General features: G+C 69.0%; 25 protein-coding genes. 22 read left to right on the top strand and 3 right to left on the bottom strand.

The window, feature by feature from the left end; translation table 11 throughout:
• Positions 1 to 9 precede the first annotated feature (9 nt).
• From rplF to K244_RS21640, 17 genes are all read left to right on the top strand, one after another.
• Positions 10 to 543: a 50S ribosomal protein L6 gene (rplF, locus tag K244_RS0108215; protein ID WP_020185777.1), complete on the top strand. Its 534-nt coding sequence runs from the start codon at positions 10 to 12 to the stop codon at positions 541 to 543.
• A gap of 12 nt (positions 544 to 555) precedes the next feature.
• Positions 556 to 915 carry a 50S ribosomal protein L18 gene (gene rplR / locus K244_RS0108210; RefSeq protein WP_020185776.1) on the top strand — a complete coding sequence of 120 codons (360 nt, stop codon included), beginning with the start codon at positions 556 to 558 and terminating at the stop codon, positions 913 to 915.
• A gap of 27 nt (positions 916 to 942) precedes the next feature.
• Entirely contained in the window at positions 943 to 1,512 is a 570-nt protein-coding gene (gene rpsE / locus K244_RS0108205; protein ID WP_020185775.1) for a 30S ribosomal protein S5, read from the top strand.
• Positions 1,513 to 1,539: 27 nt separating this feature from the next.
• Positions 1,540 to 1,773: a 50S ribosomal protein L30 gene (rpmD, locus tag K244_RS21645; protein ID WP_020185774.1), complete on the top strand. Its 234-nt coding sequence runs from the start codon at positions 1,540 to 1,542 to the stop codon at positions 1,771 to 1,773.
• A 16-nt stretch (positions 1,774 to 1,789) separates the two neighbouring features.
• Positions 1,790 to 2,272, top strand: a complete 483-nt coding sequence (gene rplO / locus K244_RS0108195; protein ID WP_020185773.1) for a 50S ribosomal protein L15 — start codon at positions 1,790 to 1,792, stop codon at positions 2,270 to 2,272.
• A gap of 109 nt (positions 2,273 to 2,381) precedes the next feature.
• Entirely contained in the window at positions 2,382 to 3,719 is a 1,338-nt protein-coding gene (gene secY / locus K244_RS0108190) for a preprotein translocase subunit SecY (protein WP_020185772.1), read from the top strand.
• The gene (locus tag K244_RS0108185; protein WP_020185771.1) at positions 3,716 to 4,315 is read left to right on the top strand and encodes an adenylate kinase; all 600 of its coding nucleotides are present in this window, start codon (positions 3,716 to 3,718) and stop codon (positions 4,313 to 4,315) included. The genes secY and K244_RS0108185 overlap by 4 nt, the downstream gene beginning before the upstream one ends.
• A gap of 194 nt (positions 4,316 to 4,509) precedes the next feature.
• Entirely contained in the window at positions 4,510 to 4,878 is a 369-nt protein-coding gene (rpsM, locus tag K244_RS0108180; RefSeq protein ID WP_020185770.1) for a 30S ribosomal protein S13, read from the top strand.
• A 160-nt stretch (positions 4,879 to 5,038) separates the two neighbouring features.
• Positions 5,039 to 5,428 carry a 30S ribosomal protein S11 gene (rpsK, locus tag K244_RS0108175; RefSeq protein ID WP_020185769.1) on the top strand — a complete coding sequence of 130 codons (390 nt, stop codon included), beginning with the start codon at positions 5,039 to 5,041 and terminating at the stop codon, positions 5,426 to 5,428.
• Positions 5,429 to 5,533: 105 nt separating this feature from the next.
• Positions 5,534 to 6,568 (top strand): DNA-directed RNA polymerase subunit alpha, encoded by a 1,035-nt coding sequence (locus K244_RS0108170; RefSeq protein WP_197027211.1) that lies wholly within the window; start codon positions 5,534 to 5,536, stop codon positions 6,566 to 6,568.
• A gap of 57 nt (positions 6,569 to 6,625) precedes the next feature.
• Complete coding sequence (gene rplQ, locus K244_RS0108165) at positions 6,626 to 7,039, top strand: 50S ribosomal protein L17 (RefSeq protein ID WP_036306421.1); 414 nt, start codon at positions 6,626 to 6,628, stop codon at positions 7,037 to 7,039.
• A 162-nt stretch (positions 7,040 to 7,201) separates the two neighbouring features.
• Positions 7,202 to 8,602 carry a DegQ family serine endoprotease gene (locus K244_RS0108160; RefSeq protein WP_020185766.1) on the top strand — a complete coding sequence of 467 codons (1,401 nt, stop codon included), beginning with the start codon at positions 7,202 to 7,204 and terminating at the stop codon, positions 8,600 to 8,602.
• 5 nt (positions 8,603 to 8,607) lie between these two features.
• On the top strand, positions 8,608 to 9,912 hold the full coding sequence (locus K244_RS0108155; protein WP_024816391.1) for a replication-associated recombination protein A: 1,305 nt from the start codon (positions 8,608 to 8,610) through the stop codon (positions 9,910 to 9,912).
• Positions 9,913 to 9,973: 61 nt separating this feature from the next.
• Positions 9,974 to 10,234, top strand: coding sequence for a hypothetical protein (locus K244_RS0108150; protein ID WP_020185764.1), 261 nt, complete (start codon positions 9,974 to 9,976; stop codon positions 10,232 to 10,234).
• Complete coding sequence (locus K244_RS0108145) at positions 10,231 to 10,521, top strand: type II toxin-antitoxin system RelE/ParE family toxin (protein WP_081761449.1); 291 nt, start codon at positions 10,231 to 10,233, stop codon at positions 10,519 to 10,521. Before K244_RS0108150 ends, K244_RS0108145 begins: the two co-directional genes overlap by 4 nt.
• Positions 10,518 to 10,892 carry a fluoride efflux transporter CrcB gene (gene crcB / locus K244_RS0108140; RefSeq protein ID WP_020185762.1) on the top strand — a complete coding sequence of 125 codons (375 nt, stop codon included), beginning with the start codon at positions 10,518 to 10,520 and terminating at the stop codon, positions 10,890 to 10,892. Before K244_RS0108145 ends, crcB begins: the two co-directional genes overlap by 4 nt.
• A gap of 67 nt (positions 10,893 to 10,959) precedes the next feature.
• Complete coding sequence (locus tag K244_RS21640; RefSeq protein WP_020185761.1) at positions 10,960 to 12,240, top strand: RluA family pseudouridine synthase; 1,281 nt, start codon at positions 10,960 to 10,962, stop codon at positions 12,238 to 12,240.
• Positions 12,241 to 12,474: 234 nt separating this feature from the next.
• On the opposite strand, the gene K244_RS0108130 is transcribed toward K244_RS21640, so the two are convergent.
• Both K244_RS0108130 and K244_RS0108125 read right to left on the bottom strand, forming a co-directional pair.
• Positions 12,475 to 12,855, bottom strand: coding sequence for a hypothetical protein (locus K244_RS0108130; RefSeq protein WP_020185760.1), 381 nt, complete (start codon positions 12,853 to 12,855; stop codon positions 12,475 to 12,477).
• A gap of 359 nt (positions 12,856 to 13,214) precedes the next feature.
• Positions 13,215 to 14,381, bottom strand: a complete 1,167-nt coding sequence (locus K244_RS0108125; RefSeq protein ID WP_020185759.1) for a DUF3616 domain-containing protein — start codon at positions 14,379 to 14,381, stop codon at positions 13,215 to 13,217.
• A 114-nt stretch (positions 14,382 to 14,495) separates the two neighbouring features.
• Between K244_RS0108125 and K244_RS0108120 the strand changes: the two genes are divergently transcribed.
• The 4 genes from K244_RS0108120 (at position 14,496) to K244_RS0108105 (ending at position 17,944) form a co-directional block, all read left to right on the top strand.
• Positions 14,496 to 15,182, top strand: coding sequence for an HAD-IA family hydrolase (locus K244_RS0108120; RefSeq protein ID WP_020185758.1), 687 nt, complete (start codon positions 14,496 to 14,498; stop codon positions 15,180 to 15,182).
• Positions 15,179 to 15,910 (top strand): ATP12 family protein, encoded by a 732-nt coding sequence (locus tag K244_RS0108115; protein WP_020185757.1) that lies wholly within the window; start codon positions 15,179 to 15,181, stop codon positions 15,908 to 15,910. The genes K244_RS0108120 and K244_RS0108115 overlap by 4 nt, the downstream gene beginning before the upstream one ends.
• Positions 15,911 to 16,114: 204 nt before the next feature.
• Positions 16,115 to 16,849 carry a phosphatase PAP2 family protein gene (locus tag K244_RS21635; protein ID WP_245259750.1) on the top strand — a complete coding sequence of 245 codons (735 nt, stop codon included), beginning with the start codon at positions 16,115 to 16,117 and terminating at the stop codon, positions 16,847 to 16,849.
• 150 nt (positions 16,850 to 16,999) lie between these two features.
• Positions 17,000 to 17,944, top strand: a complete 945-nt coding sequence (locus K244_RS0108105) for a DMT family transporter (RefSeq protein WP_020185755.1) — start codon at positions 17,000 to 17,002, stop codon at positions 17,942 to 17,944.
• 2 nt (positions 17,945 to 17,946) lie between these two features.
• Here the strand turns inward: K244_RS0108105 and gph are convergent, their stop codons facing one another.
• Positions 17,947 to 18,624: a phosphoglycolate phosphatase gene (gph, locus tag K244_RS0108100; RefSeq protein ID WP_020185754.1), complete on the bottom strand. Its 678-nt coding sequence runs from the start codon at positions 18,622 to 18,624 to the stop codon at positions 17,947 to 17,949.
• Positions 18,625 to 18,757: 133 nt separating this feature from the next.
• Here gph and K244_RS0108095 point away from each other — a divergent pair, with 133 nt between their 5' ends.
• Complete coding sequence (locus tag K244_RS0108095) at positions 18,758 to 19,138, top strand: hypothetical protein (protein WP_020185753.1); 381 nt, start codon at positions 18,758 to 18,760, stop codon at positions 19,136 to 19,138.
• Positions 19,139 to 19,307 lie beyond the last annotated feature (169 nt).

Here is a 19,307-nt window from a genome sequence, read left to right as displayed (position 1 = left end):
GAGAGCGTTATGTCGCGCATCGGCAAGAAGCCGGTCGACGTGCCGTCGGGCGTGACCGCGGCCGTGGACGGGCAGGATGTCAAAGTAAAGGGTCCGAAGGGCGAGCTCGCCTTCCGGGTCCATGACGAGGTCGTGGTGGAGTTCAAGGACGGTAAGGTCACCGTCCAGCCACGCGATGAGACCAAGGGCGCGCGCTCCAAGTGGGGCATGTCGCGCACCATGGTGTCGAACCTCGTCGAGGGCGTCACCAAGGGCTTCGAGAAGAAGCTCGAGATCAGCGGCGTCGGCTATCGCGCCGCCGTTCAGGGCAAGGACCTGGTCCTCGCTCTCGGCTACAGCCACGACATCAAGTACCCGATCCCCGCGGGGATCGACATCAAGTGCGCGAAGCCGACGGAGATCCTGATCTCCGGCATCGACAAGCAGCGCGTCGGCCAGGTGGCGGCCGAGATCCGCGAGTTCCGCGGTCCTGAGCCCTACAAGGGCAAGGGCGTCAAGTACGCGGGCGAATTCATCTTCCGCAAGGAAGGCAAGAAGAAGTAAGGGCCCGGAACCATGGCGAAAAATCTCGCGACTGAAGCGCGCCGGAAGGCGCGCGTGCGCCGGAGCCTTCTTACGGCCGCCAACGGGCGTCCCCGTCTGTCGGTGTTCCGCTCCTCGAAGCACATCTATGCTCAGGTCATCGACGACGCGAAGGGCGTGACCCTCGCGGCCGCGTCGACCCTGGACAAGACGCTGCGCGGCGACAAGACCGGCGCCGACACCGCGGCCGCGACTGCGGTCGGGAAGCTGGTGGCGGAGCGCGCCGCCGCCGTCGGCGTGAAGGACGTGGTGTTCGACCGCGGCTCCTACATCTATCACGGCCGGGTCAAGGCCCTGGCCGAGGCCGCCCGTGAGGGCGGGCTCAACTTCTGAAGCCCGCTCGAGGCGAGAGGATAAGACATGGCTCGTGAGCCCAGAGACAACCGCCGGAACGACCGCGAAGAGCGCGACAGCGAGTTCGTCGACAAGCTGGTCCACATCAACCGCGTCGCGAAGGTCGTGAAGGGCGGACGCCGGTTCGGCTTCGCCGCGCTCGTCGTCGTCGGCGACCAGAAGGGCCGCGTCGGCTTCGGTCACGGTAAGGCCCGCGAGGTGCCTGAGGCGATCCGCAAGGCCACCGAGAGCGCCAAACGCGGCCTCATCCGTGTGCCGCTGCGCGAAGGCCGTACGCTGCATCACGACGTCGACGGTCGCCACGGCGCCGGCCGCGTGGTCCTGCGCGCCGCTCCGGCGGGCACGGGCATCATCGCCGGCGGTCCGATGCGCGCTGTCTTCGAGACGCTCGGCGTCCACGACGTCGTCGCCAAGTCGCTCGGCTCGTCGAACCCGTACAACATGGTGCGGGCTACGTTCGACGCGCTGAAGAACGAGGACAGCCCGCGCTCCGTCGCCGCCCGTCGCGGCCTGAAGGTCTCGACGCTGCAGTCTCGTCGTCGCGACGTCGACGCCGACGCCGTGGCCGAAGGCTGATCACCCGTTCGTTGAAGGAGGCTGATCATGGCCGTCACTGAAAACAAGAAGGGCCGCGCGGCGAAAGCCGCGAAGGGCGGTCAGGTCGTGGTCGTCCAGACCGGTTCCTCGACCCGCCGTCCCGCGGACCAGCATGCGACCCTCGTCGGCCTCGGCCTCGGCCGCATCGGCAAGCGCCGCGAACTCGCCGACACCCCGGCCGTGCGCGGAATGATCGCGAAGGTCGCTCACCTCGTGCGCGTCGAAGACGACGCCCGCTGAGCGCTGGAGAGACGTGATGAAACTGACTGATCTCCGGGACAACCCGGGCGCCACCAAGGACCGTATGCGCGTTGGTCGCGGCATCGGCTCCGGCAAGGGCAAGACCGGCGGCCGCGGCGTGAAGGGACAGAAGTCCCGCACCGGCGTTCGCATCAAGGCGTTCGAGGGCGGTCAGATGCCGCTCTACCGGCGTCTGCCCAAGCGCGGCTTCACCAATCTGTTCGCGACCGACCTCAACGAGGTCAACCTCGCGCGCCTTCAGCAGGCGCTCGACGCGGGCAAGCTCGACGCGGGCAAGCCCGTGACCGAGGTGGCCCTGATCGAGGCCGGCGTGCTGTCCAAGAAGAAGGACGGCGTGAAGGTGCTCGGCCGCGGCGAACTGAAGACGAAGCTCGACCTCGAGGTCTACGCCGTGTCCAAGTCGGTCGCGGACGTGATCGAGAAGCTCGGCGGCAAGGTGACGCTGCTTGCGCCCGCGAAGGATGCGGACGCCGCCTGACGTCCCCATCTGACGGCGGACCGACCTTTCGAACGCCTCCCGGTCTCCGGGGGGCGTCGTCGTCGAGGGGCCCGGTCCCGCGAAGCGTATCGGAAAGACGAGGCGATCGATGGCGTCGGCGGCAGAGCAGCTTGCTGCGAACCTGAACTTCTCCGCTTTCTCGAAGGCGGGCGAGCTTAAAAAGCGCATCTGGTTCACGCTTGGCGCGCTTTTGATCTATCGCCTCGGCACCTACATCCCGCTGCCGGGCATCAACCCCGCGGCGCTCGCCGAAGTGTTCCGTCAGCAGTCGACGGGCATCATCGGCCTGTTCAACATGTTCTCGGGCGGCGCCGTCGGGCGCATGGCGATCTTCGCGCTCGCCATCATGCCCTACATCTCGGCCTCCATCATCGTGCAGCTGATGACTTCGGTCTCGCCGCACCTCGAAGCCCTCAAGAAGGAGGGCGAGGCGGGCCGCAAGATCATCAACCAGTACACGCGCTACGGCACCGTGCTGCTTGCGACCGTCCAGGCCTACGGCATCTCCGTCGGGCTCGAGGGCCAGGCGAACGTCGTCGTGGACCCCGGCCTGTTCTTCCGCATCTCCACTGTCATCACCCTGACCGGCGGCACGATGTTCCTGATGTGGCTGGGCGAACAGATTACCGCCCGCGGCATCGGCAACGGCATCTCGCTGATCATCTTCGCCGGCATCGTGGCGGAGCTCCCGGCGGCGATCGCGGGCACGCTCGAGCTCAGCCGCCAGGGCGCGATCTCGACCGCGCTGATCCTCGGCGTCGTGGTCATGGCGATCGCCGTCATCGCGCTGATCGTCTACATGGAGCGCGCCCAGCGGCGGCTGCTGATCCAGTATCCGAAGCGGCAGGTGTCGCAGAACCGGATGACCGGCGGCGAAAGCTCGCATCTCCCGCTGAAGCTCAACACCGCCGGCGTAATCCCGCCGATCTTCGCCTCGTCGCTGCTGCTGCTGCCGACGACGATCGCGAACTTCGCGGCCGCCAGCGGCGGGTCGGGCTGGCTCACGACCATGACGACTTATCTGGCCCATGGCCGGCCGCTCTACATGGTCATGTACGTCGGGCTGATCGTCTTCTTCTGCTTTTTCTACACCGCGATCGTGTTCAATCCGAACGAGACCGCCGACAATCTCAAGAAGTACGGCGGTTTCATTCCCGGCATCCGTCCGGGCGAGCGTACGGCTGAGTACATCGACTATGTGCTGACGCGCATCACCGTCGTCGGCGCAGCCTACATCGCCGCGGTTTGCCTGATCCCGGAGATCCTGATCTCATACGCGGCAGTGCCGTTCTACTTCGGCGGCACCTCGCTCTTGATCGTGGTTTCGGTCACCATGGACACGGTGGCGCAGGTGCAGGGTCACCTGTACGCTGCGCAATACGAGGGCCTCATCAAGAAGGCCAGGCTCAAAGGAAAGCGTCGATGAGACTGATTCTGCTCGGCCCCCCCGGCGCCGGCAAAGGTACGCAGTCCGAGCGTCTGGTCGAAGCGCACAGCATCGTGCAGCTTTCCACGGGCGACATGCTGCGCGCGGCCGTCGCCGCCGGCACGCCGGTCGGACTCAAGGCCAAGGACCTGATGGCCCGCGGCGAGCTGGTGCCGGACGAGGTCGTGGTGCAGATCGTGGCGGACCGCATCGACGAGCCGGACGCGCGGAACGGTTTCATCCTGGATGGCTTTCCCCGCACGCTGAAGCAGGCCGAAGCGCTCGAGGCCATGCTCGAGGCCAAGGGCCTGAAGCTGAACCAGGTCATCGAGCTGTCGGTCGACGAGGAAGCGCTTCTGGAGCGCGTCGAGCGCCGCGCCCGCGAGGCCGCGGCCGCCGGCAAGCCGACCCGCAGCGACGACGCGCCCGACGTCGTGCGGAAGCGCATCGCGGACTATCGGAACGTGACCGCGCAGCTGAAGCCTTTCTACAAGCAGCGTGGCGTTTACGCGTCCGTGGACGGCATGGCGCCGATCGGGACCGTAACGCGAGAGATCGACGGTCTGCTCGCCGACGCGCGGGCCACGGCGTCGTAAGGCCGGTTATCTTTTGGAAAGAACTTGACGCGAGCGCCGCAAGGCGCTACGCGCAACCCCTCACCGATAGCAGGAGAGGGCGCGAGGCTTTCAGGCCTCGTCGTTTCGTCCTGCGGTCGTTCGCGCGCATGGGCCGGCCTCCACCGGACGCGCGCTCATCACTGGCGTCATCGCCGGACACATGGAGAGTACACGTGGCACGTATTGCCGGCGTCAACATCCCGACGAACAAGCGCGTGATCATCGCGCTTCAGTACATTCACGGAATCGGCTCCCAGAAGGCGACCGAGATCTGCGAGAAGGTCGCCATTCCGGCCGAGCGTCGCGTCAATCAGCTGACCGACGCCGAAGTCATCCAGATTCGCGAGACCATCGACCGCGACTACATCGTGGAAGGCGACCTGCGCCGCGAAGTCGCGATGAACATCAAGCGTCTGATGGATCTCGGCTGCTACCGCGGCCTGCGGCATCGTCGCGGCCTGCCGGTTCACGGCCAGCGCACGCACACCAACGCCCGCACCCGCAAGGGCAAGGCGAAGCCGATCGCCGGCAAGAAGAAGTAATTTTCGCGCGGCGGTTTCGCCGCGTGGATCCCGGGCGCGCAGCGTCCGGGATCGTTCTCGCGAGAGGACGTTTGACGCACGATCCCGGGTCTCGTTCCGGGATGATGAATATCTCCCGAGCGCCTGGAACGACGGGCGCGCTTGAAGGACAGAGAGCCACATGGCCAAGGAAGCCCAGCGCATTCGCCGCCGCGAGCGCAAGAACATCGCGTCGGGCGTCGCCCACGTGAACGCGACGTTCAACAACACGATGATCACGATCACCGACGCGCAGGGCAACACTGTGTCCTGGTCGTCCGCCGGCGCGCAGGGCTTCAAGGGCTCGCGCAAGTCGACCCCCTACGCCGCGCAGGTCGCGGCCGAGGACGCGGCGAAGAAGGCCGCCGAGCACGGCATGCGCACGCTCGAAGTCGAAGTGTCGGGTCCGGGTTCCGGGCGCGAGTCGGCTCTCCGCGCGCTCCAGGCCGCCGGCTTCATGGTGACGTCGATCCGCGACGTGACGCCGATCCCGCACAACGGTTGCCGGCCGCGGAAGCGTCGTCGCGTCTGACGCGCTTGTCGTCGCCTGCGCCCCGTTCCGCGGGGCGCATGTTCGTTTCGAGGCGTGGCCCATCGGGGCCGGCCGACGCGGAGAGTAGCGGATCTCCGCGTTTGACTGACGAAGGGTGCAGTCGTGATCCAGAAGAATTGGCAAGACCTGATCAAGCCGAACAAGCTTGAGGTCGCCCCCGGGGGCGACGGCAAGCGCTCTGCGACGATGGTCGCGGAGCCGCTCGAGCGTGGGTTCGGCCTCACGCTCGGCAACGCGCTGCGCCGCATCCTGCTGTCGTCGCTCCAGGGCGCGGCGGTGACCTCGGTGCACATCGACGGCGTTCTCCACGAGTTCTCGTCGATCCCGGGCGTCCGTGAGGACGTGACGGACATCGTCCTGAACATCAAGGACATCGCTATCAAGATGCAGGGCGAGGGTCCGAAGCGCATGGTCCTGCGCAAGCAGGGCCCCGGTCAGGTCGTGGCGGGCGACATCCAGGTCGTCGGCGACGTCCAGATCCTGAACCCGGAGCTGGCGCTCTGCACCCTCGACGAGGGCGCCGAGATCCGCATGGAGTTCACCGTCGACACCGGCAAGGGCTACGTCCCCGCGGACCGCAACCGCCCTGAGGATGCGCCGATCGGCCTGATCCCGGTCGACAGCCTGTACTCGCCCGTGAAGAAGGTCTCCTACCGCGTCGAGAATACGCGCGAAGGCCAGATCCTCGACTACGACAAGCTGACGCTGACCGTCGAGACCAACGGCTCGATCTCGCCGGACGACGCGGTGGCCTACGCCGCCCGCATCCTCCAGGACCAGCTCGAGGTGTTCGTCAACTTCGAGGAGCCGAAGAAGGAAAGCGTCCAGTCCGCGATCCCGGAGCTCGCCTTCAACCCGGCGCTGCTCAAGAAGGTCGACGAGCTGGAGCTGTCGGTCCGTTCGGCGAACTGCCTGAAGAACGACAACATCGTCTACATCGGCGACCTGATCCAGAAGACCGAGGCCGAGATGCTCCGGACCCCGAACTTCGGCCGCAAGTCGTTGAACGAGATCAAGGAAGTGCTGGCGCAGATGGGTCTCCATCTCGGCATGGAAGTCGGCGGCTGGCCGCCGGACAACATCGACGAGCTCGCCAAGCGTTTCGAAGAACACTACTGAGGGTTCGGCCTCGTCAGCCTCTAGAGGCGCGGGCCTGAAGGAGAAGAAGTCATGTCCATGCACGGCAAGCGGGGTCGCCGCTTCAACCGGCTGCAGAGCCACCGCAAGGCGATGTTCGCCAACCTTGCGCTGTCGCTGATCGAGCACGAGCAGATCGTCACCACCCTGCCCAAGGCGAAGGACCTGCGTCCGGTCGTCGAGAAGCTGGTGACGCTCGCCAAGCGGGGCGACCTGCACGCCCGTCGCCAGGCGATCGCCGAGCTCCGTCACATCCCGACGGTGCGCAAGCTGTTCGAGACGATCGGCCCGCGCTACAGCGCGCGCAACGGCGGCTACCTGCGCATCCTGAAGGCCGGCTTCCGGCACGGCGACAATGCGCCGGTCGCCGTGATCGAGTTCGTCGACCGCGACGTGGACGCCAAGGGCAAGTCCGACCGGGCCCGCGCCGAGGCGGAGAGCGCCGCGGCCTGATCGGCCGAGCGCGATTGAGAGACCTGAAGAGGGCGGCCGGCGACGGTCGCCCTCTTTGCGTTCGCGGTTTCAGCAATCGGGTTGAAGCCGCAGCCGAACTTCCGCCTTCGGGCGAAGAGCACTATGTCAGGCTCCGTCCCGCAACGACCGCTCGAGCCCCCCATGCCGCTGACGCGCCTGCTCCTCGTTCCCGCCCTGCTCGCCGCCTGCCTTGCGCCTGCGGAGGCGCAGGACAGGCGCGCGCCGGAGAACCGTGCGGAGATCAAGCTCTCCTACGCGCCGGTGGTCGGGCATGTGACGCCGGCGGTGGTGAACATCTACGCCTCGCGCACCGAGCAGCGGCGCAGCGCGCTGTCGGACGATCCGTTCTTCCGCCAGTTCTTCGGCGGCGGCCGCGGGGTGCCGCGGGAGCGGGTGGCCCGGTCGCTGGGCTCCGGCGTCATCGTCGGCGCGGACGGTCTCGTGGTCACCAACAACCATGTGGTCGAAGGCATGACGGAGGTGCGGGTCGCGCTGTCCGACAAGCGCGAGTTCGAAGCCAAGATCCTGTTGAAGGATCAGCGGACTGACCTGGTCGTGCTGAAGATCGGCGACGGCTCCGAAACCTTCCCGACGCTCACCCTCGCCGACTCCGACGCGCTGCAGGTGGGCGACCTGACGCTTGCGGTCGGCAACCCCTTCGGCGTCGGCCAGACGGTCACCTCGGGCATCGTCTCGGCGCTGGCGCGCAGCCAGGTGGGCGACGGCGCCTATCAGTCCTTCATCCAGACCGACGCCGCCATCAACCCCGGCAACTCCGGCGGCGCGCTGGTCGACATGGACGGCGCGCTGATCGGCATCAACACGGCGATCTTCTCCCAGTCGGGCGGCTCGGTCGGCATCGGCTTCGCCATTCCGTCCAACATGGTGCGCGTCGTTCTCTCTTCGGCGCGCTCGGGCGCAAAGGCGGTGGCGCGGCCCTGGTTCGGCGCGTCGTTGCAGGCGATCACCCCGGAGATCGCCGACAGCCTCGGTTTCAAGCGACCTGTCGGCGCGCTCGTAGCTAACGTGTCCGGTGGCTCGCCGGCGGCGAACGCGGGCGTCCAGAGCGGCGACGTGATCACCGCGCTCGACGGTCGTCCGATCGACGACGTCGAGGCCTTCTCCTACCGCTTCGCGACCCGGCCTCTCGGCGGGGAGGCGGAGGTCACGCTCTCGCGCGGTTCGAAGGAGCGCAAGGTGAAGATCGCGCTCGCGGCGGCGCCCGAGACGCCGGCGCGCGACCCGAGGCTGATCCGGGGCTATTCGCCCTTCGCGGGCGCGACGGTGGCGAACCTGTCGCCGGCGCTCACCGAGGAGATGTCGCTCGATGACGGCATGCGCGGCGTCGTGGTGACGGATGCAGCCGACGGCTCGGCGGCGCAGCAGCTCGGCTTCCAGAAAGGCGATCTTGTGCGCGAGGTGAACGACCAGAAGATCGCGTCCTCGGCGGAGCTCGCGCGGATCGCCGTCACCAACCCAAGATACTGGAAGGTGACGATCGAGCGCGGCGGACGCACCTTCACGAGCGTTTTCGGAGGCTGATGGGCGTGGCGAACCTGTTCGAGGCGGCGGGTCTCGAGCGCGAGGCTCCGCGGCCGCTGGCGGACCGTCTGCGGCCGCAGGCGCTTGAGGAGGTCATCGGGCAGGATCATCTCCTCGGCCCCGACGGCGCGCTCGGCCGTCTGGTGGCTGCGGGGTCGCTCGGCAGCCTGATCTTCTGGGGGCCCCCGGGCACGGGCAAGACCACCGTCGGCCGGCTGCTCGCCAACGCCACCAACCTCGCCTTCGAGCCGATCTCGGCGATCTTCACCGGCGTCGCGGACCTCAAGAAGGTGTTCGACGCCGCGCGCGGGCGGCGCGCGATGGGGCAGGGCACGCTGCTCTTCGTCGACGAGATCCACCGCTTCAACAAGGCGCAGCAGGACAGCTTCCTTCCCGTGATGGAGGACGGGACGGTCACGCTCGTCGGAGCGACCACCGAGAATCCCTCCTTCGCGCTCAACGCCGCGCTGCTGTCGCGGGCGCGGGTGCTGGTGTTCAAGTCGCTCGATTCAGTTGCGATCGAGGGGTTGCTCGCGCGGGCGGAGGCGATCGAGGAACGCCCGCTGCCGCTCGACGACGAGGCCCGCGCGGCGCTGATCCGGATGGCGGACGGCGACGGCCGCGCCTCGCTGACGCTGGCGGAGGAGATCTGGCGCGCGGCCCGTCCGGGCGAGATCTTCGACGCGATGCGCGTGCAGGACGTCGTCCAGCGCCGGGCGCCGATCTACGACAAGTCCTCTGACGGCCATTACAACCTCATCTCCGCGCTGCACAAATCGGTTCGCGGGTCGGATGCGGACGCGGCGCTTTACTGGCTTGCACGCATGCTCGACGCCGGCGAAGACCCGCTCTACCTCGCCCGCCGGCTGATCCGCATGGCCTCCGAGGACATCGGCCTCGCCGACCCCCAGGCGCTCGTCATCGCGATCGCAGCCCGCGACGCCTACGAGCAGCTCGGCACGCCGGAGGGGGAGCTGGCGCTGGCTGAATGCGTGGTGCATCTCGCGACCGCGCCAAAGTCGAACGCAGTCTATGTCGCCTACAAGCGGGCGCGGGCGGCGGCGAAGGAGCACGGGTCGCTGGTTCCGCCGAAGCACATCCTGAACGCGCCGACGAAGCTGATGAAATCCGAGGGCTACGGCTCCGGCTACGCCTACGACCACGACGCGCCAGACGCCTTCTCGGGGCAGGACTACTTCCCCGAGGCCATGGGCCGCCGCGCCTTCTACGACCCGCCGGACCGCGGCTTCGAGCGCGAGCTCAGGAAGCGGCTGGACTACTGGGCGAAGCTGAGGGCGGAGCGGGGGTGAGGCGCCGAGAACGGCCGATGTGCTAGGATCATCGGGTTCCCATGCCAGCAGGATCAGGAAAATGGGCGTCGAACCGGGAAAGATCGCCGAAAAGCCCCTGACCAGATTGATGGCCGATGCCGTTAGGCGCCTCGCCGATCTGCCCGAGGATCGGCAGAACGAGATCGCGCGCATGCTGATCGACGCGGCAGACGCCGAGCTTTCCGGCGATCTTCAGTTGACCGAACAGCAACTTGCGGAGGTGGATCAGGCGCTCGCCGAAGATGGGCCCTATGTCTCCCGAGAAGAGATGGAGACGTTCTTCGCGCGCTACCGGCGGTGATTGTCCGCTACACTGAGCGCGCTCGCGATCATCTTCGGGCGATCGGCGACCACATCGCTCAAGATGATCCAATCGCGGCCGGCCTTGTCCTCGGCCGTATTGGGCAGGTCGTCTCAAGGCTTGAGGCGTTCCCAAGAAGCGCGCGGCGCGGCCGTCGGCGAGGCTCTTACGAGCTCGTGGTTCCTCGTCTGCCTTATATCGTCGTCTATCGCGTGAGACAGGACTACGTCGATATCCTCGGCGTCTTCCACGCCGCTCGCCATCCGTTAACCCGGACCAAACCATGATCCCGGCCCTCCTCGTCGCCCTCGGCGGCGCCCTCGGCTCCCTTGCGCGCTACGGCGTAAATCTCTGGTCTGTCAAGGCTTTCGGTCCCGGCTTTCCCTGGGGGACGCTGACGGTCAACGTCGTCGGCGGGTTCGTGATGGGGCTGCTCGCGGCGCTGCTGACGCTGCGCGGCGGGTCAAGCGAGGCGAGGTTGTTTCTGATGACCGGCGTGCTCGGCGGGTTCACCACCTTCTCGGCCTTTTCGCTCGACGCGGTGTCGCTCTGGGAGCGCGGCGAGGGGACGGCGGCGGCGGTCTACGTCGTCGTGTCGGTCGTCGTTTCGATCGCCGCCCTCGTCGGGGGCCTCGCGCTCGGGCGCGCGCTGGGTTAATCCAAGCGCAACGCTGGGTTAACCCGGGGTTTCCATTCCGGTTAATCCGACACTGAAAGCTGATCCCATGGCGCAACGCACCCCCCGGGGGCCGAAATCCACCTCAGGCTCCCGCCGACCCGCGGCGCCGGGAAAGCGGCCCGACGGCAAGCCGACCCGCGCGGCCCAGCGCAGCGCCGCGAGCGCGGCCTTCCGCAAGCCGGGATCCGCGTCCGCGGGCAAGCCGGCGCCCAAGGCCGCGGCGAAGCCCGCCGCGCATAGGACGTTGGTCGAGAAGAGCGTCGAGCTCGCCTCCCGGGTCCTGCCGGCGCTGCCGGGCAAGGCCGCGGGCGTGCAGGCGATCCCGGTGCGCGACGCGGAGGAGGGCCTGAGGCTCGACCGCTGGTTCAAGGAGCGCTTTCCGGCGCTCGCCTTCGGCCATCTGCAGAAGCTCTGCCGGACCGGCCAGATCCGGGTCGACGGCGCCCGCGCCAAGACGGCGACGCGGCTCTCCGCCGGCATGGTAGTACGGGTGCCGCCGCTGAAGGACGAGAGCGAAGGCGCCGAGGACGAGGAGGGCGTGGCCGCGCCCGCCGTCCGCAAGCCGAGCGCAAGCGACAAGGACGCCGAGTTCCTGCGGTCGATCACGCTCTACGAGGACCGGGAGGTGCTGGTGTTGAACAAGCCGTTCGGCCTCGCCGTCCAGGGCGGCTCCGGCACCGTGCGGCATGTCGACGGCATGCTGGCGGCGCTCACCGACCGCTCCGGCCAGAAGCCGCGCCTCGTCCACCGTATCGACAAGGACACGGCCGGCGTGCTGGTGACGGCGAAGACCCGGCTTGCCGCCTCCGAGCTCGCGCGCACCTTCCGCTCCCGCGCCGCCCGCAAGGTCTACTGGGCGCTCGCGCCCGGCGTGCCGCGGGTGAAGCAGGGCCGCATCTCGACCTACCTCGCCAAGGGCGAGGGCGACGGCCCCGAGGGCGAGCGCATGCAGGTCGCCTCGCACGGCGACGCGGGCGCGAGCCACGCGCTGACCTACTACGCCGTCGTCGACCAGGTCGGGCAGAAGATGGCCTGGCTGTCGCTGAAGCCGGTCACCGGCCGCACGCACCAGCTCCGCGCGCACTGCGCCCACATCGGGCACCCGATCGTCGGCGACCCGAAGTACTTCAACATCGAGAACTGGGAGCTGCCGGGCGGCATCCAGAACCGGCTGCACCTGCTCGCCCGCCGGCTGGTGATCCCGCTGCCGAGCGGCGACATGCTGGACGTCTCGGCCCCGCTGCCCCCGCACATGCAGCAGTCCTGGAACCTGCTCGGCTTCGACGCCAGCGAGTACGACCCGATCATCGACGCGCCGGAAGACTGAGCTCGTCACGAAAACGGCCGCCCGAAGGCGGCCGTTCGCAAAAGGCTGGAGCCGTTTCGGGTCAGATGAACGCGGACGGCGTTTCACGCTCCGCCGTCGCCCCGCGCTTGTCCCGGGGCCCTTAAGCCCGCGAGAGTGGTCTCCGCCTGCGGGCTTATGGGTTTCGGGACTTCGCCCGGAATGACGGCGGGGTTCACTGCGTCAACGAGGCCCGAAACCGCTCGAGCGATGCGTTCACTCGGCTTCCGTCTCGACGGACACCGTCTCGATCGGGCCGACCGTCACGATGCCGACTGAGCCGCCGCCGCCCATTGAACCGGCCGCTCCGCCGCCCCCGCCGCCGCCGAAATCGAAGGAGCCGGTCGGCGCCTCATAGGACGCGCCCGGCAGATCGATCGCGAAGATCACCGACGAAACCATCCCGGGGATCATGTCCTCGGCGTGCAGCGGATCGAAGGCCTGTTGCCGTCCGGTCGCGTCGATCCCCTCGACCAGGACTTGCCAGTCGAACCCGCCGGAGTCGGTCGCGACCGGATACCCGGCGTCGGGACCCATGAAGCCGTAATATCCCTCCGCGCCATAGGACGTGAGCGGCAACCCATCGTCTTGCAGCATCGATCGTCTCCTTATGAAAAACTCATATGTTGTCGATAGACAATGTGTGAAATGACGCAGTCGACGGTGGATTTCAAGACGTACGGGAGGCTTGAAACTGCGATCCGTTGGTCGCTTGTCTCATCAGCGACCGAACAACGACACAAGGCGGATTATTTTCATCTCAGAAGGGTGTGGTTTAGTCGATCGCGACGTCCCGCATCCATGGGTTGCGCGCTGTTATTATCCGCGGCCGCTCTCTTGGTTCTTGTGACTTGGCGCGCCACACCGTCGCGTCGCCCCCGACCGCCTTCGGCTCTGCGGGCGCATACGCTGGCGCTTCGGCGCGTCTGCGCCGCTTCGCGTAGGTTCGCTTCGGCTCAGGCCATGTCCGGCAGCTCGAACACGTCCGCCAGCGCGCCCTGGCCGCTCGGCAGCACGCGGGCGGGGGAGGGGCTGTCGTAGGCGACGACCAGCGTCGGCTTCGCGCCCGGCCTGAGGGCGAAGATCGTCGCGCCCTCGGCGTGGTCCACGCCCTCGCCGAACGGCAGGTCGAGGATCGGCGCGACCTCCTCCCGCGGGATGACCGAGCTGTCGTGGGCGAGCAGCGCGTTCCGCCAGCGGTGCAGCCGCACCGGGCCGTCGAGGTCCATCGTCGGCCCCGTCAGCAGCAGCATGTCGTTCCCCTGCACCAGCAGCGACCGCACGCCGAGGCCGTCAAGGTCGAGGAAGTGCTTGCGGTAGAGCGCGGCGTCGTCGTCGACGGGCTTCAGCTTCAGCCGTCCCTTGCGGGTCGCGACGATCCGCAGCTCGAGCACGATCGCCCAGCCCCGCAGCACGGGGCCGCGGAGGCCCAGGAACACCCGCTCGCCCAGCACCGCGAGGCCCTCGACGTCGAAACCGTTGTCCTTCGACGGGATCGAGAGGAAGGGTCCGAGGTGCACGTCCTTCGCGAGCAGCTTCGAGAGCGGGCTGTGCGTGCGCCCCATCGGCAGCGCGCCCGAGCGGCGCTTGCGCTTGCCGCCGTCGAGCGCAGCCGCCTTGGCCGTCAGCGTTGGCGCGCCCGGCCGGTCGCCCGCGGCGATCGGAATGCGCCCGATCAGGAAGCGGTTCGCCTCGCGCTGGACCTTCGTCAGCTGCTCCAGCGCCTCGTTGGGATGATCGCCGTGCTTCGGCTTCTTGCGCTTGAGGCTGTGGGACCCGACGACCCAGAGATAGCCGTCCGCGATCGACAGGCCCTCGACGTCCGCCTCCTCGCTTTCGCCGGAGGGGAAGTCGAAGAAATCGTGAAGGTCGAAGCGCACGTGCCCGCCGTAGCCGATGACCACGCCGTCGGGATCGCGCCGGGCGACCAGCCGCTCGAGCGACGCGCCCTCGTCAACGCCGACCCACAGGCTTTCGCCGTCGCCCATGGCGACGATCGCCGAAATGTCCTCGTGCAGCGCCTTCTCGGCGTTCGGGTCGTCGTCGTGGAACGCCAGCGGCAGCCGCCCGACAAGCTTGGCGTCGCGCTCCTGCGCAGGGTCGGTCGGCTGAGTTTCGGTCATTCGGATCCCCTGAAATCGTGGACGCGAGATAGCGCGCAGGGTCGCGGCAGGGAGGGGCGCTCTTGCGCGGCCCGCGCGCGCGTCTTAGTCCACGTCGATCACGGGAGTTCGCTCATGCTCGTCGTATTCGACGTGGACGGCACGCTGCTCGACAGCCAGCACGCCATCGTCGCGTCCATGGCCGAGGCCTACCAGCTCAACGGTCTCGAGCCGCCGTCGCGCGAGCGGGTGCTGGCGGTCGTCGGGCTCTCGGTGCGCGAGGCGGTGGAGGCGATCAGCCTCGAACGGCCGGACCATCCCATCGACGCCATCGGCCTCGCCTTCAAGCAGAGCTTCAACGCCCGGCGGAAGGCCGCTCCGGAGGCCGACCCGCTCTACGACGGCGCGCTCGACATCCTGAAGGCCCTGGCCGCGCGCGAAGGCGTGCTGCTTGGGATCGCCACGGGCAATTCCCGCCGCGGGGTCAACCGCTTCCTCGACACCTTCGGGGTGCGCGACCTGTTCTCGGCGACCCAGTGCGCGGACGACGCGCCGTCGAAGCCGCACCCGGCCATGCTCCTGCAGGCCGCGGCCGAGGCCGGCGTGCCGGCCGAGGACATGGTCATGATCGGCGACACCACCTTCGACATGATGATGGCGCGCTCGGCGGGCGCGCGGGCGATCGGCGTGGCCTGGGGCTACCACCCCGCGGATCGGCTGCTCGCCTCGGGCGCCGAGCGGGTGATCTCGAGCTTCGACGAACTGGACGCCGCGCTGGGTTTCGGCCCGCCGGAGGTTCGTGCGCCGGAGGCCGCGGAATGAGCGCCGGCGCCGACGCCTTCGGCCGCCCGGCTCTGCCGAAGCGGTTCTACAAGACGGCGGAAGCAGTCGAGCGCGAAGGGCTCTGGGCGATCGCGCTCGACGGCAAGACCACGCGCACGCCCGGCCGCTCGCCGCTCGCCTTCGCGGATCGCGCGCTCGCCGAAGAGGTCGCCGCCGAATGGGCGGCGCAGGGCGAGACGATCGACCCCGCCACCATGCCGCTCACCCGGCTCGCCAACGCCGCCATCGACGGCGTCGCCGGCGAACGCGAGGCCGTCGCCGCGGAGATCGTCAAATACGCCGGAAGCGACCTCGTGTGCTACCGCGCGGACGCGCCCGATCGGCTCGTGGCCAAGCAGAGCGCGCATTGGGACCCGGTGCTGGCCTTCGCCCGCGATGAGCTTGGCGCCCGCTTCGTGCTGGCGGAGGGCGTGATGTACGTGGAGCAGAGCGACGAGGCGCTCGAAGCCGTGGACCGCGCCGTGCCGCGCGAGGACGTCTTCGTGCTGGCGGGGCTCAGCGTGGTCACCACGCTCACGGGCTCCGCCCTGATCGCCCTCGCCGTTCACCGCGGGCGGCTGTCGGTCGACGACGCCTGGGCGGCGGCGCATGTGGACGAGGACTGGAACGTCGAGCTCTGGGGCTCCGACGCCGAAGCTCTCGCCCGCCGCGCCGCCCGCCGCCGCGACATGGACGCGGCCGTCCGCATGGCGCGGGGCGGGCGTTAGGGTCGTCGCGGAAGGCATGAGCTGATCCCGTTGGTGCCCCTCCCCGCAAGGGGGAGGGGAAGGAGGAGCCCGTTCGGCGACGACCCGGTCTCGCTCTTGCGCGAAGCCTTCGCGGGAAGCCTTCCGGCGACCGAACCTCCGTTCGAAATCCGAAGCTCCCGCTCTATCTCGCACGACGTCCGCATCCAGCCGCCGGGATCTCCCTTGGACCTCAAGTCGCTCTCCACGCTTCGCCGCTACACGCCCGCCTGGCGCATGCCGGAGTTCAACACGCTCATCGCCTTCCTGGTGGCGTCGGGCATGGCCTTCGCGTTCACCCAGATCGCGGACGAGATGGCGGAGGGCCAGACCCGCGCCTTCGACGAGTCGATCCTGCTCGCCCTGCGGCAGGCGGACGACCCGGCGCGGCCGATCGGGCCGTGGTGGCTCGAGGCGGCGATGATCGACGTCACCAGCTTGGGCGGCTGGACGGTGCTGGCGCTGCTGACCACTCTTGTCGTGGTTTATCTCTTCATCACCGCGCGGACGGGCGCGGCGTGGCTGGTGCTGGCCTCGGTCGCCGGCGGCTCCGTGCTCAGCTCCGTGCTCAAGATGGGCTTCGCCCGCCCGCGGCCCGAGCTCGTCGACCATCTGGTGAACGTCTCCTCCGCGAGCTTCCCCAGCGGCCACGCCATGCTCTCGGCCGCGACCTACCTCACGCTCGGCGTGCTGCTCGCCCGCACCGAGAAGCGCCGGAGCGTGCGCGGTTTCATCTTCGGCGTGGCGGTCGCACTGACGCTCGTGATCGGCGTAAGCCGCGTCTATCTCGGCGTGCATTATCCGACCGACGTGCTCGCGGGCTGGTGCATGGGCGCGTCCTGGGCGCTGGTCTGCTGGCTGGTCGCCCGCTGGCTGCGGCCGAAAGGAGCCGAGCGCGACGAGGACGTGACGTCGGGCTAGACGCGCTCCCGAGCGGCCAGCTCGCCGATCGTCGCAATGCTGCCCTGCGCAAAAGTCATCGCTTGACCGCCGGGGGAGGGGACGCGCCGTGGTATGCCCGCCCGCGGCGACGCGCCACACCAGGCGCGTCGCGCAAGGCCCCGCGGTTCCATGCTCCTTGGCGTCAGCTTCAAGCTTCTCTCCGCCTTCCTGTTCACGGTGATGGCGTCGATGGTCCGCGCCATCGGCACGGACGTGCCGACAGGGCAGGTGGTGTTCGCGCGCTCGCTGTTCGCGCTGGCGCCGCTGATGGCCTGGCTGATGTGGCGCGGGGACGTGGTCAGGACGCTGAAGACCAAGCGGCCGTTCGGGCACATGCTGCGCAGCGCGATCGGCGTCGGCTCGATGTTCTGCATGTTCGCGGGCCTCGCCCGCCTGCCGCTGCCGGACGCGACCGTGCTCGGCTACGCTTCGCCGCTGATGACGATCATCTTCGCGGCGGTGCTGCTTCGCGAGCGCGTGATGGCGCACCGCTGGACCGCCGTCGCGATCGGGCTCGCGGGCGTCGTGATTATGCTCTGGCCGCAGCTGGAATCCGGGGCGCTGGCCTCGGTGGTGACGGGCGGCGCGCAGGCGAGCGAGACCGCGGTGGGGGCCGCCTTCGCGATCTGCGCCACGGTGCTGACCGCGGCGGCGATGATCCAGATCCGCCGTCTGACCCAGAGCGAGGGCACCGGCGCGATCGTGTTCTATTTCACCGTCTGGTCGACAGTGATCGGCCTCACGGTCTCGCTGACCTTCGGCTGGGTCTGGCCCGACGCGCGGACGGCGCTGCTACTGGTTGGCACCGGCCTCGTCGGCGGCGTCGCGCAGATCCTGCTCACCGAAGGCTACCGGCACGCGGACGCGTCGCTGATCGCGCCGTTCGAGTACACGACCATCCTCTGGGCGCTCGCGATCGGCTTTCTGGCGTTTGGCGACCTGCCGTCCATGCCGATGGTGATCGGCGGGGCGATCGTGGTCGGCTCCGGCGTCGCGGTGGTGCTGCGCGAGCGCAAGCTCGGCATCAAGCGGGCGCGGGTCCGCAAGGCGAGCCCGCCCTCGCCGGGCGCCTGACCTCAGGCGAGGCCGAGCCGCGCCAGCGCGCCGTCGAGCTCGTCGAAATGGTCGATCACCACGTCGCCGCCGAGCTCGCGCGGGGGGACGGAGGTGTAGCCGAAGCTCAGCACCACGCAGGGCACGCCCGCGGCCTTCGCGGCGGCGACGTCTGTCCCGCTGTCGCCGATCATGACGGCGCGCGCCGGGTCGCCGCCGACCTGCGCGATCGCGCCGAGCAGCGGGGCGGCGTCGGGCTTGGCGACGCCGTAGGTGTCGCCGCCGACGATCGCGCCGAAGCGGTTCGCGATCCCGAGCTCGCCCATCAGCTTCACGGCGAAGCGCTCGAGCTTGTTGGTGCAGACGGCGAGCTTCGCGCCCGAGGCGTCGAGCCGGTCGAGCGCGGCGTCGACGCCGGGAAAGACGTGGCTTCTGTCGGCGATGTGCGCCTCGTAGTGCTCGAGGAACAGCGCGTAGAGCTCGCCGACGCGCTCCTTCGCAGGCGTGCGCTCGGCGGCGGCCAGGCCGCGCTCGACGAGCGCGCGGGCGCCGGCGCCCATCATGCCGCGCACCTCCGCGATCGGGATCGGCGGGCAGCCCTCCGCGGCCATCACCACGTTCAGCGCCTCGACGAGGTCGGGCGCGGACTCGACGAGGGTGCCGTCGAGGTCGAAGACGACGGTGAGCGGCGCTGCGGACATGAGCGGATCCCGATGCGGGGGGAGGACGCGTCAGCCTCTACAGGGCGCGCGCCCCACGGCGCAAGCCGGCGCGCGCGGGCGCCTGTCCTGCTACCCTCGGCCGGGTCGAATCGCTGACCCCGAGGTGGCCCCCATGCCGATCGCCCGTCTGAGCGCCGCGCTGGCCGCGACCGTCCTGTTCGGAGGCGCGGCGCTGGCCCAGACGCCCGACCCTCAGCCCGACCACGCCTTCCTCGCCGCCCCGCAGGTCGATCTCAACCGCATGTACCGGGTCGACCGGGCGACCGGCGAGATGGGCTCCTGCCAGTATGCGGTGAAGGACGGCACCGTTGGCGTGACGCTCTGCTTCCCCGCCGGCGAGGGGGCGGGGCCGCAGCAGCCGGGCGTCTATGATCTGGTCGCCTCCAACCACAGCCGCGAGGGCGGCGTGTTCCGGGTGGACCGCCGCTCCGGCCGCATGAGCTCGTGTTACGTGCTCGGCGAACAGGTGGTCTGCACGCCGCTTGCGCGTTGAGGGCCGCGACAGGTCTGGCCGGTCCGCGTCCGGGTGTGGTATGCCGCCGTCGTTCCGGGGACGAAGACGTCATTCCGGGCGGACGAATACGCCGACGCGGCCAGTCGAACGGCCGGCGTCTGCTTTTTATGCGCGGGACGATGAGCGGCTATACGGCATGCGCGACGTC

This window comes from Methylopila sp. 73B (assembly GCF_000526315.1).
Classification (GTDB): domain Bacteria; phylum Pseudomonadota; class Alphaproteobacteria; order Rhizobiales; family Methylopilaceae; genus Methylopila.
Note: the sequence above shows the minus strand (reverse complement) of the source record. Positions and strands in the feature narration are given on the sequence as shown.

Coding starts and splice junctions, on each gene's coding strand:
- K244_RS0108105 (WP_020185755.1), top strand. CDS start 17,000: ATGCTCCTTGGCGTCAGCTTCAAGCTTCTCTCCGCCTTCCTGTTCACG.
- rpmD (WP_020185774.1), top strand. CDS start 1,540: ATGGCCGTCACTGAAAACAAGAAGGGCCGCGCGGCGAAAGCCGCGAAG.
- K244_RS0108115 (WP_020185757.1), top strand. CDS start 15,179: ATGAGCGCCGGCGCCGACGCCTTCGGCCGCCCGGCTCTGCCGAAGCGG.
- rplF (WP_020185777.1), top strand. CDS start 10: ATGTCGCGCATCGGCAAGAAGCCGGTCGACGTGCCGTCGGGCGTGACC.
- K244_RS0108130 (WP_020185760.1), bottom strand. CDS start 12,855: ATGCTGCAAGACGATGGGTTGCCGCTCACGTCCTATGGCGCGGAGGGA.
- rplR (WP_020185776.1), top strand. CDS start 556: ATGGCGAAAAATCTCGCGACTGAAGCGCGCCGGAAGGCGCGCGTGCGC.
- K244_RS0108125 (WP_020185759.1), bottom strand. CDS start 14,381: ATGACCGAAACTCAGCCGACCGACCCTGCGCAGGAGCGCGACGCCAAG.
- K244_RS0108150 (WP_020185764.1), top strand. CDS start 9,974: ATGGGCGTCGAACCGGGAAAGATCGCCGAAAAGCCCCTGACCAGATTG.
- K244_RS21640 (WP_020185761.1), top strand. CDS start 10,960: ATGGCGCAACGCACCCCCCGGGGGCCGAAATCCACCTCAGGCTCCCGC.
- rpsE (WP_020185775.1), top strand. CDS start 943: ATGGCTCGTGAGCCCAGAGACAACCGCCGGAACGACCGCGAAGAGCGC.
- rpsK (WP_020185769.1), top strand. CDS start 5,039: ATGGCCAAGGAAGCCCAGCGCATTCGCCGCCGCGAGCGCAAGAACATC.
- secY (WP_020185772.1), top strand. CDS start 2,382: ATGGCGTCGGCGGCAGAGCAGCTTGCTGCGAACCTGAACTTCTCCGCT.
- crcB (WP_020185762.1), top strand. CDS start 10,518: ATGATCCCGGCCCTCCTCGTCGCCCTCGGCGGCGCCCTCGGCTCCCTT.
- rplO (WP_020185773.1), top strand. CDS start 1,790: ATGAAACTGACTGATCTCCGGGACAACCCGGGCGCCACCAAGGACCGT.
- K244_RS0108120 (WP_020185758.1), top strand. CDS start 14,496: ATGCTCGTCGTATTCGACGTGGACGGCACGCTGCTCGACAGCCAGCAC.
- rplQ (WP_036306421.1), top strand. CDS start 6,626: ATGCACGGCAAGCGGGGTCGCCGCTTCAACCGGCTGCAGAGCCACCGC.
- gph (WP_020185754.1), bottom strand. CDS start 18,624: ATGTCCGCAGCGCCGCTCACCGTCGTCTTCGACCTCGACGGCACCCTC.
- K244_RS0108160 (WP_020185766.1), top strand. CDS start 7,202: ATGCCGCTGACGCGCCTGCTCCTCGTTCCCGCCCTGCTCGCCGCCTGC.
- K244_RS0108185 (WP_020185771.1), top strand. CDS start 3,716: ATGAGACTGATTCTGCTCGGCCCCCCCGGCGCCGGCAAAGGTACGCAG.
- K244_RS0108095 (WP_020185753.1), top strand. CDS start 18,758: ATGCCGATCGCCCGTCTGAGCGCCGCGCTGGCCGCGACCGTCCTGTTC.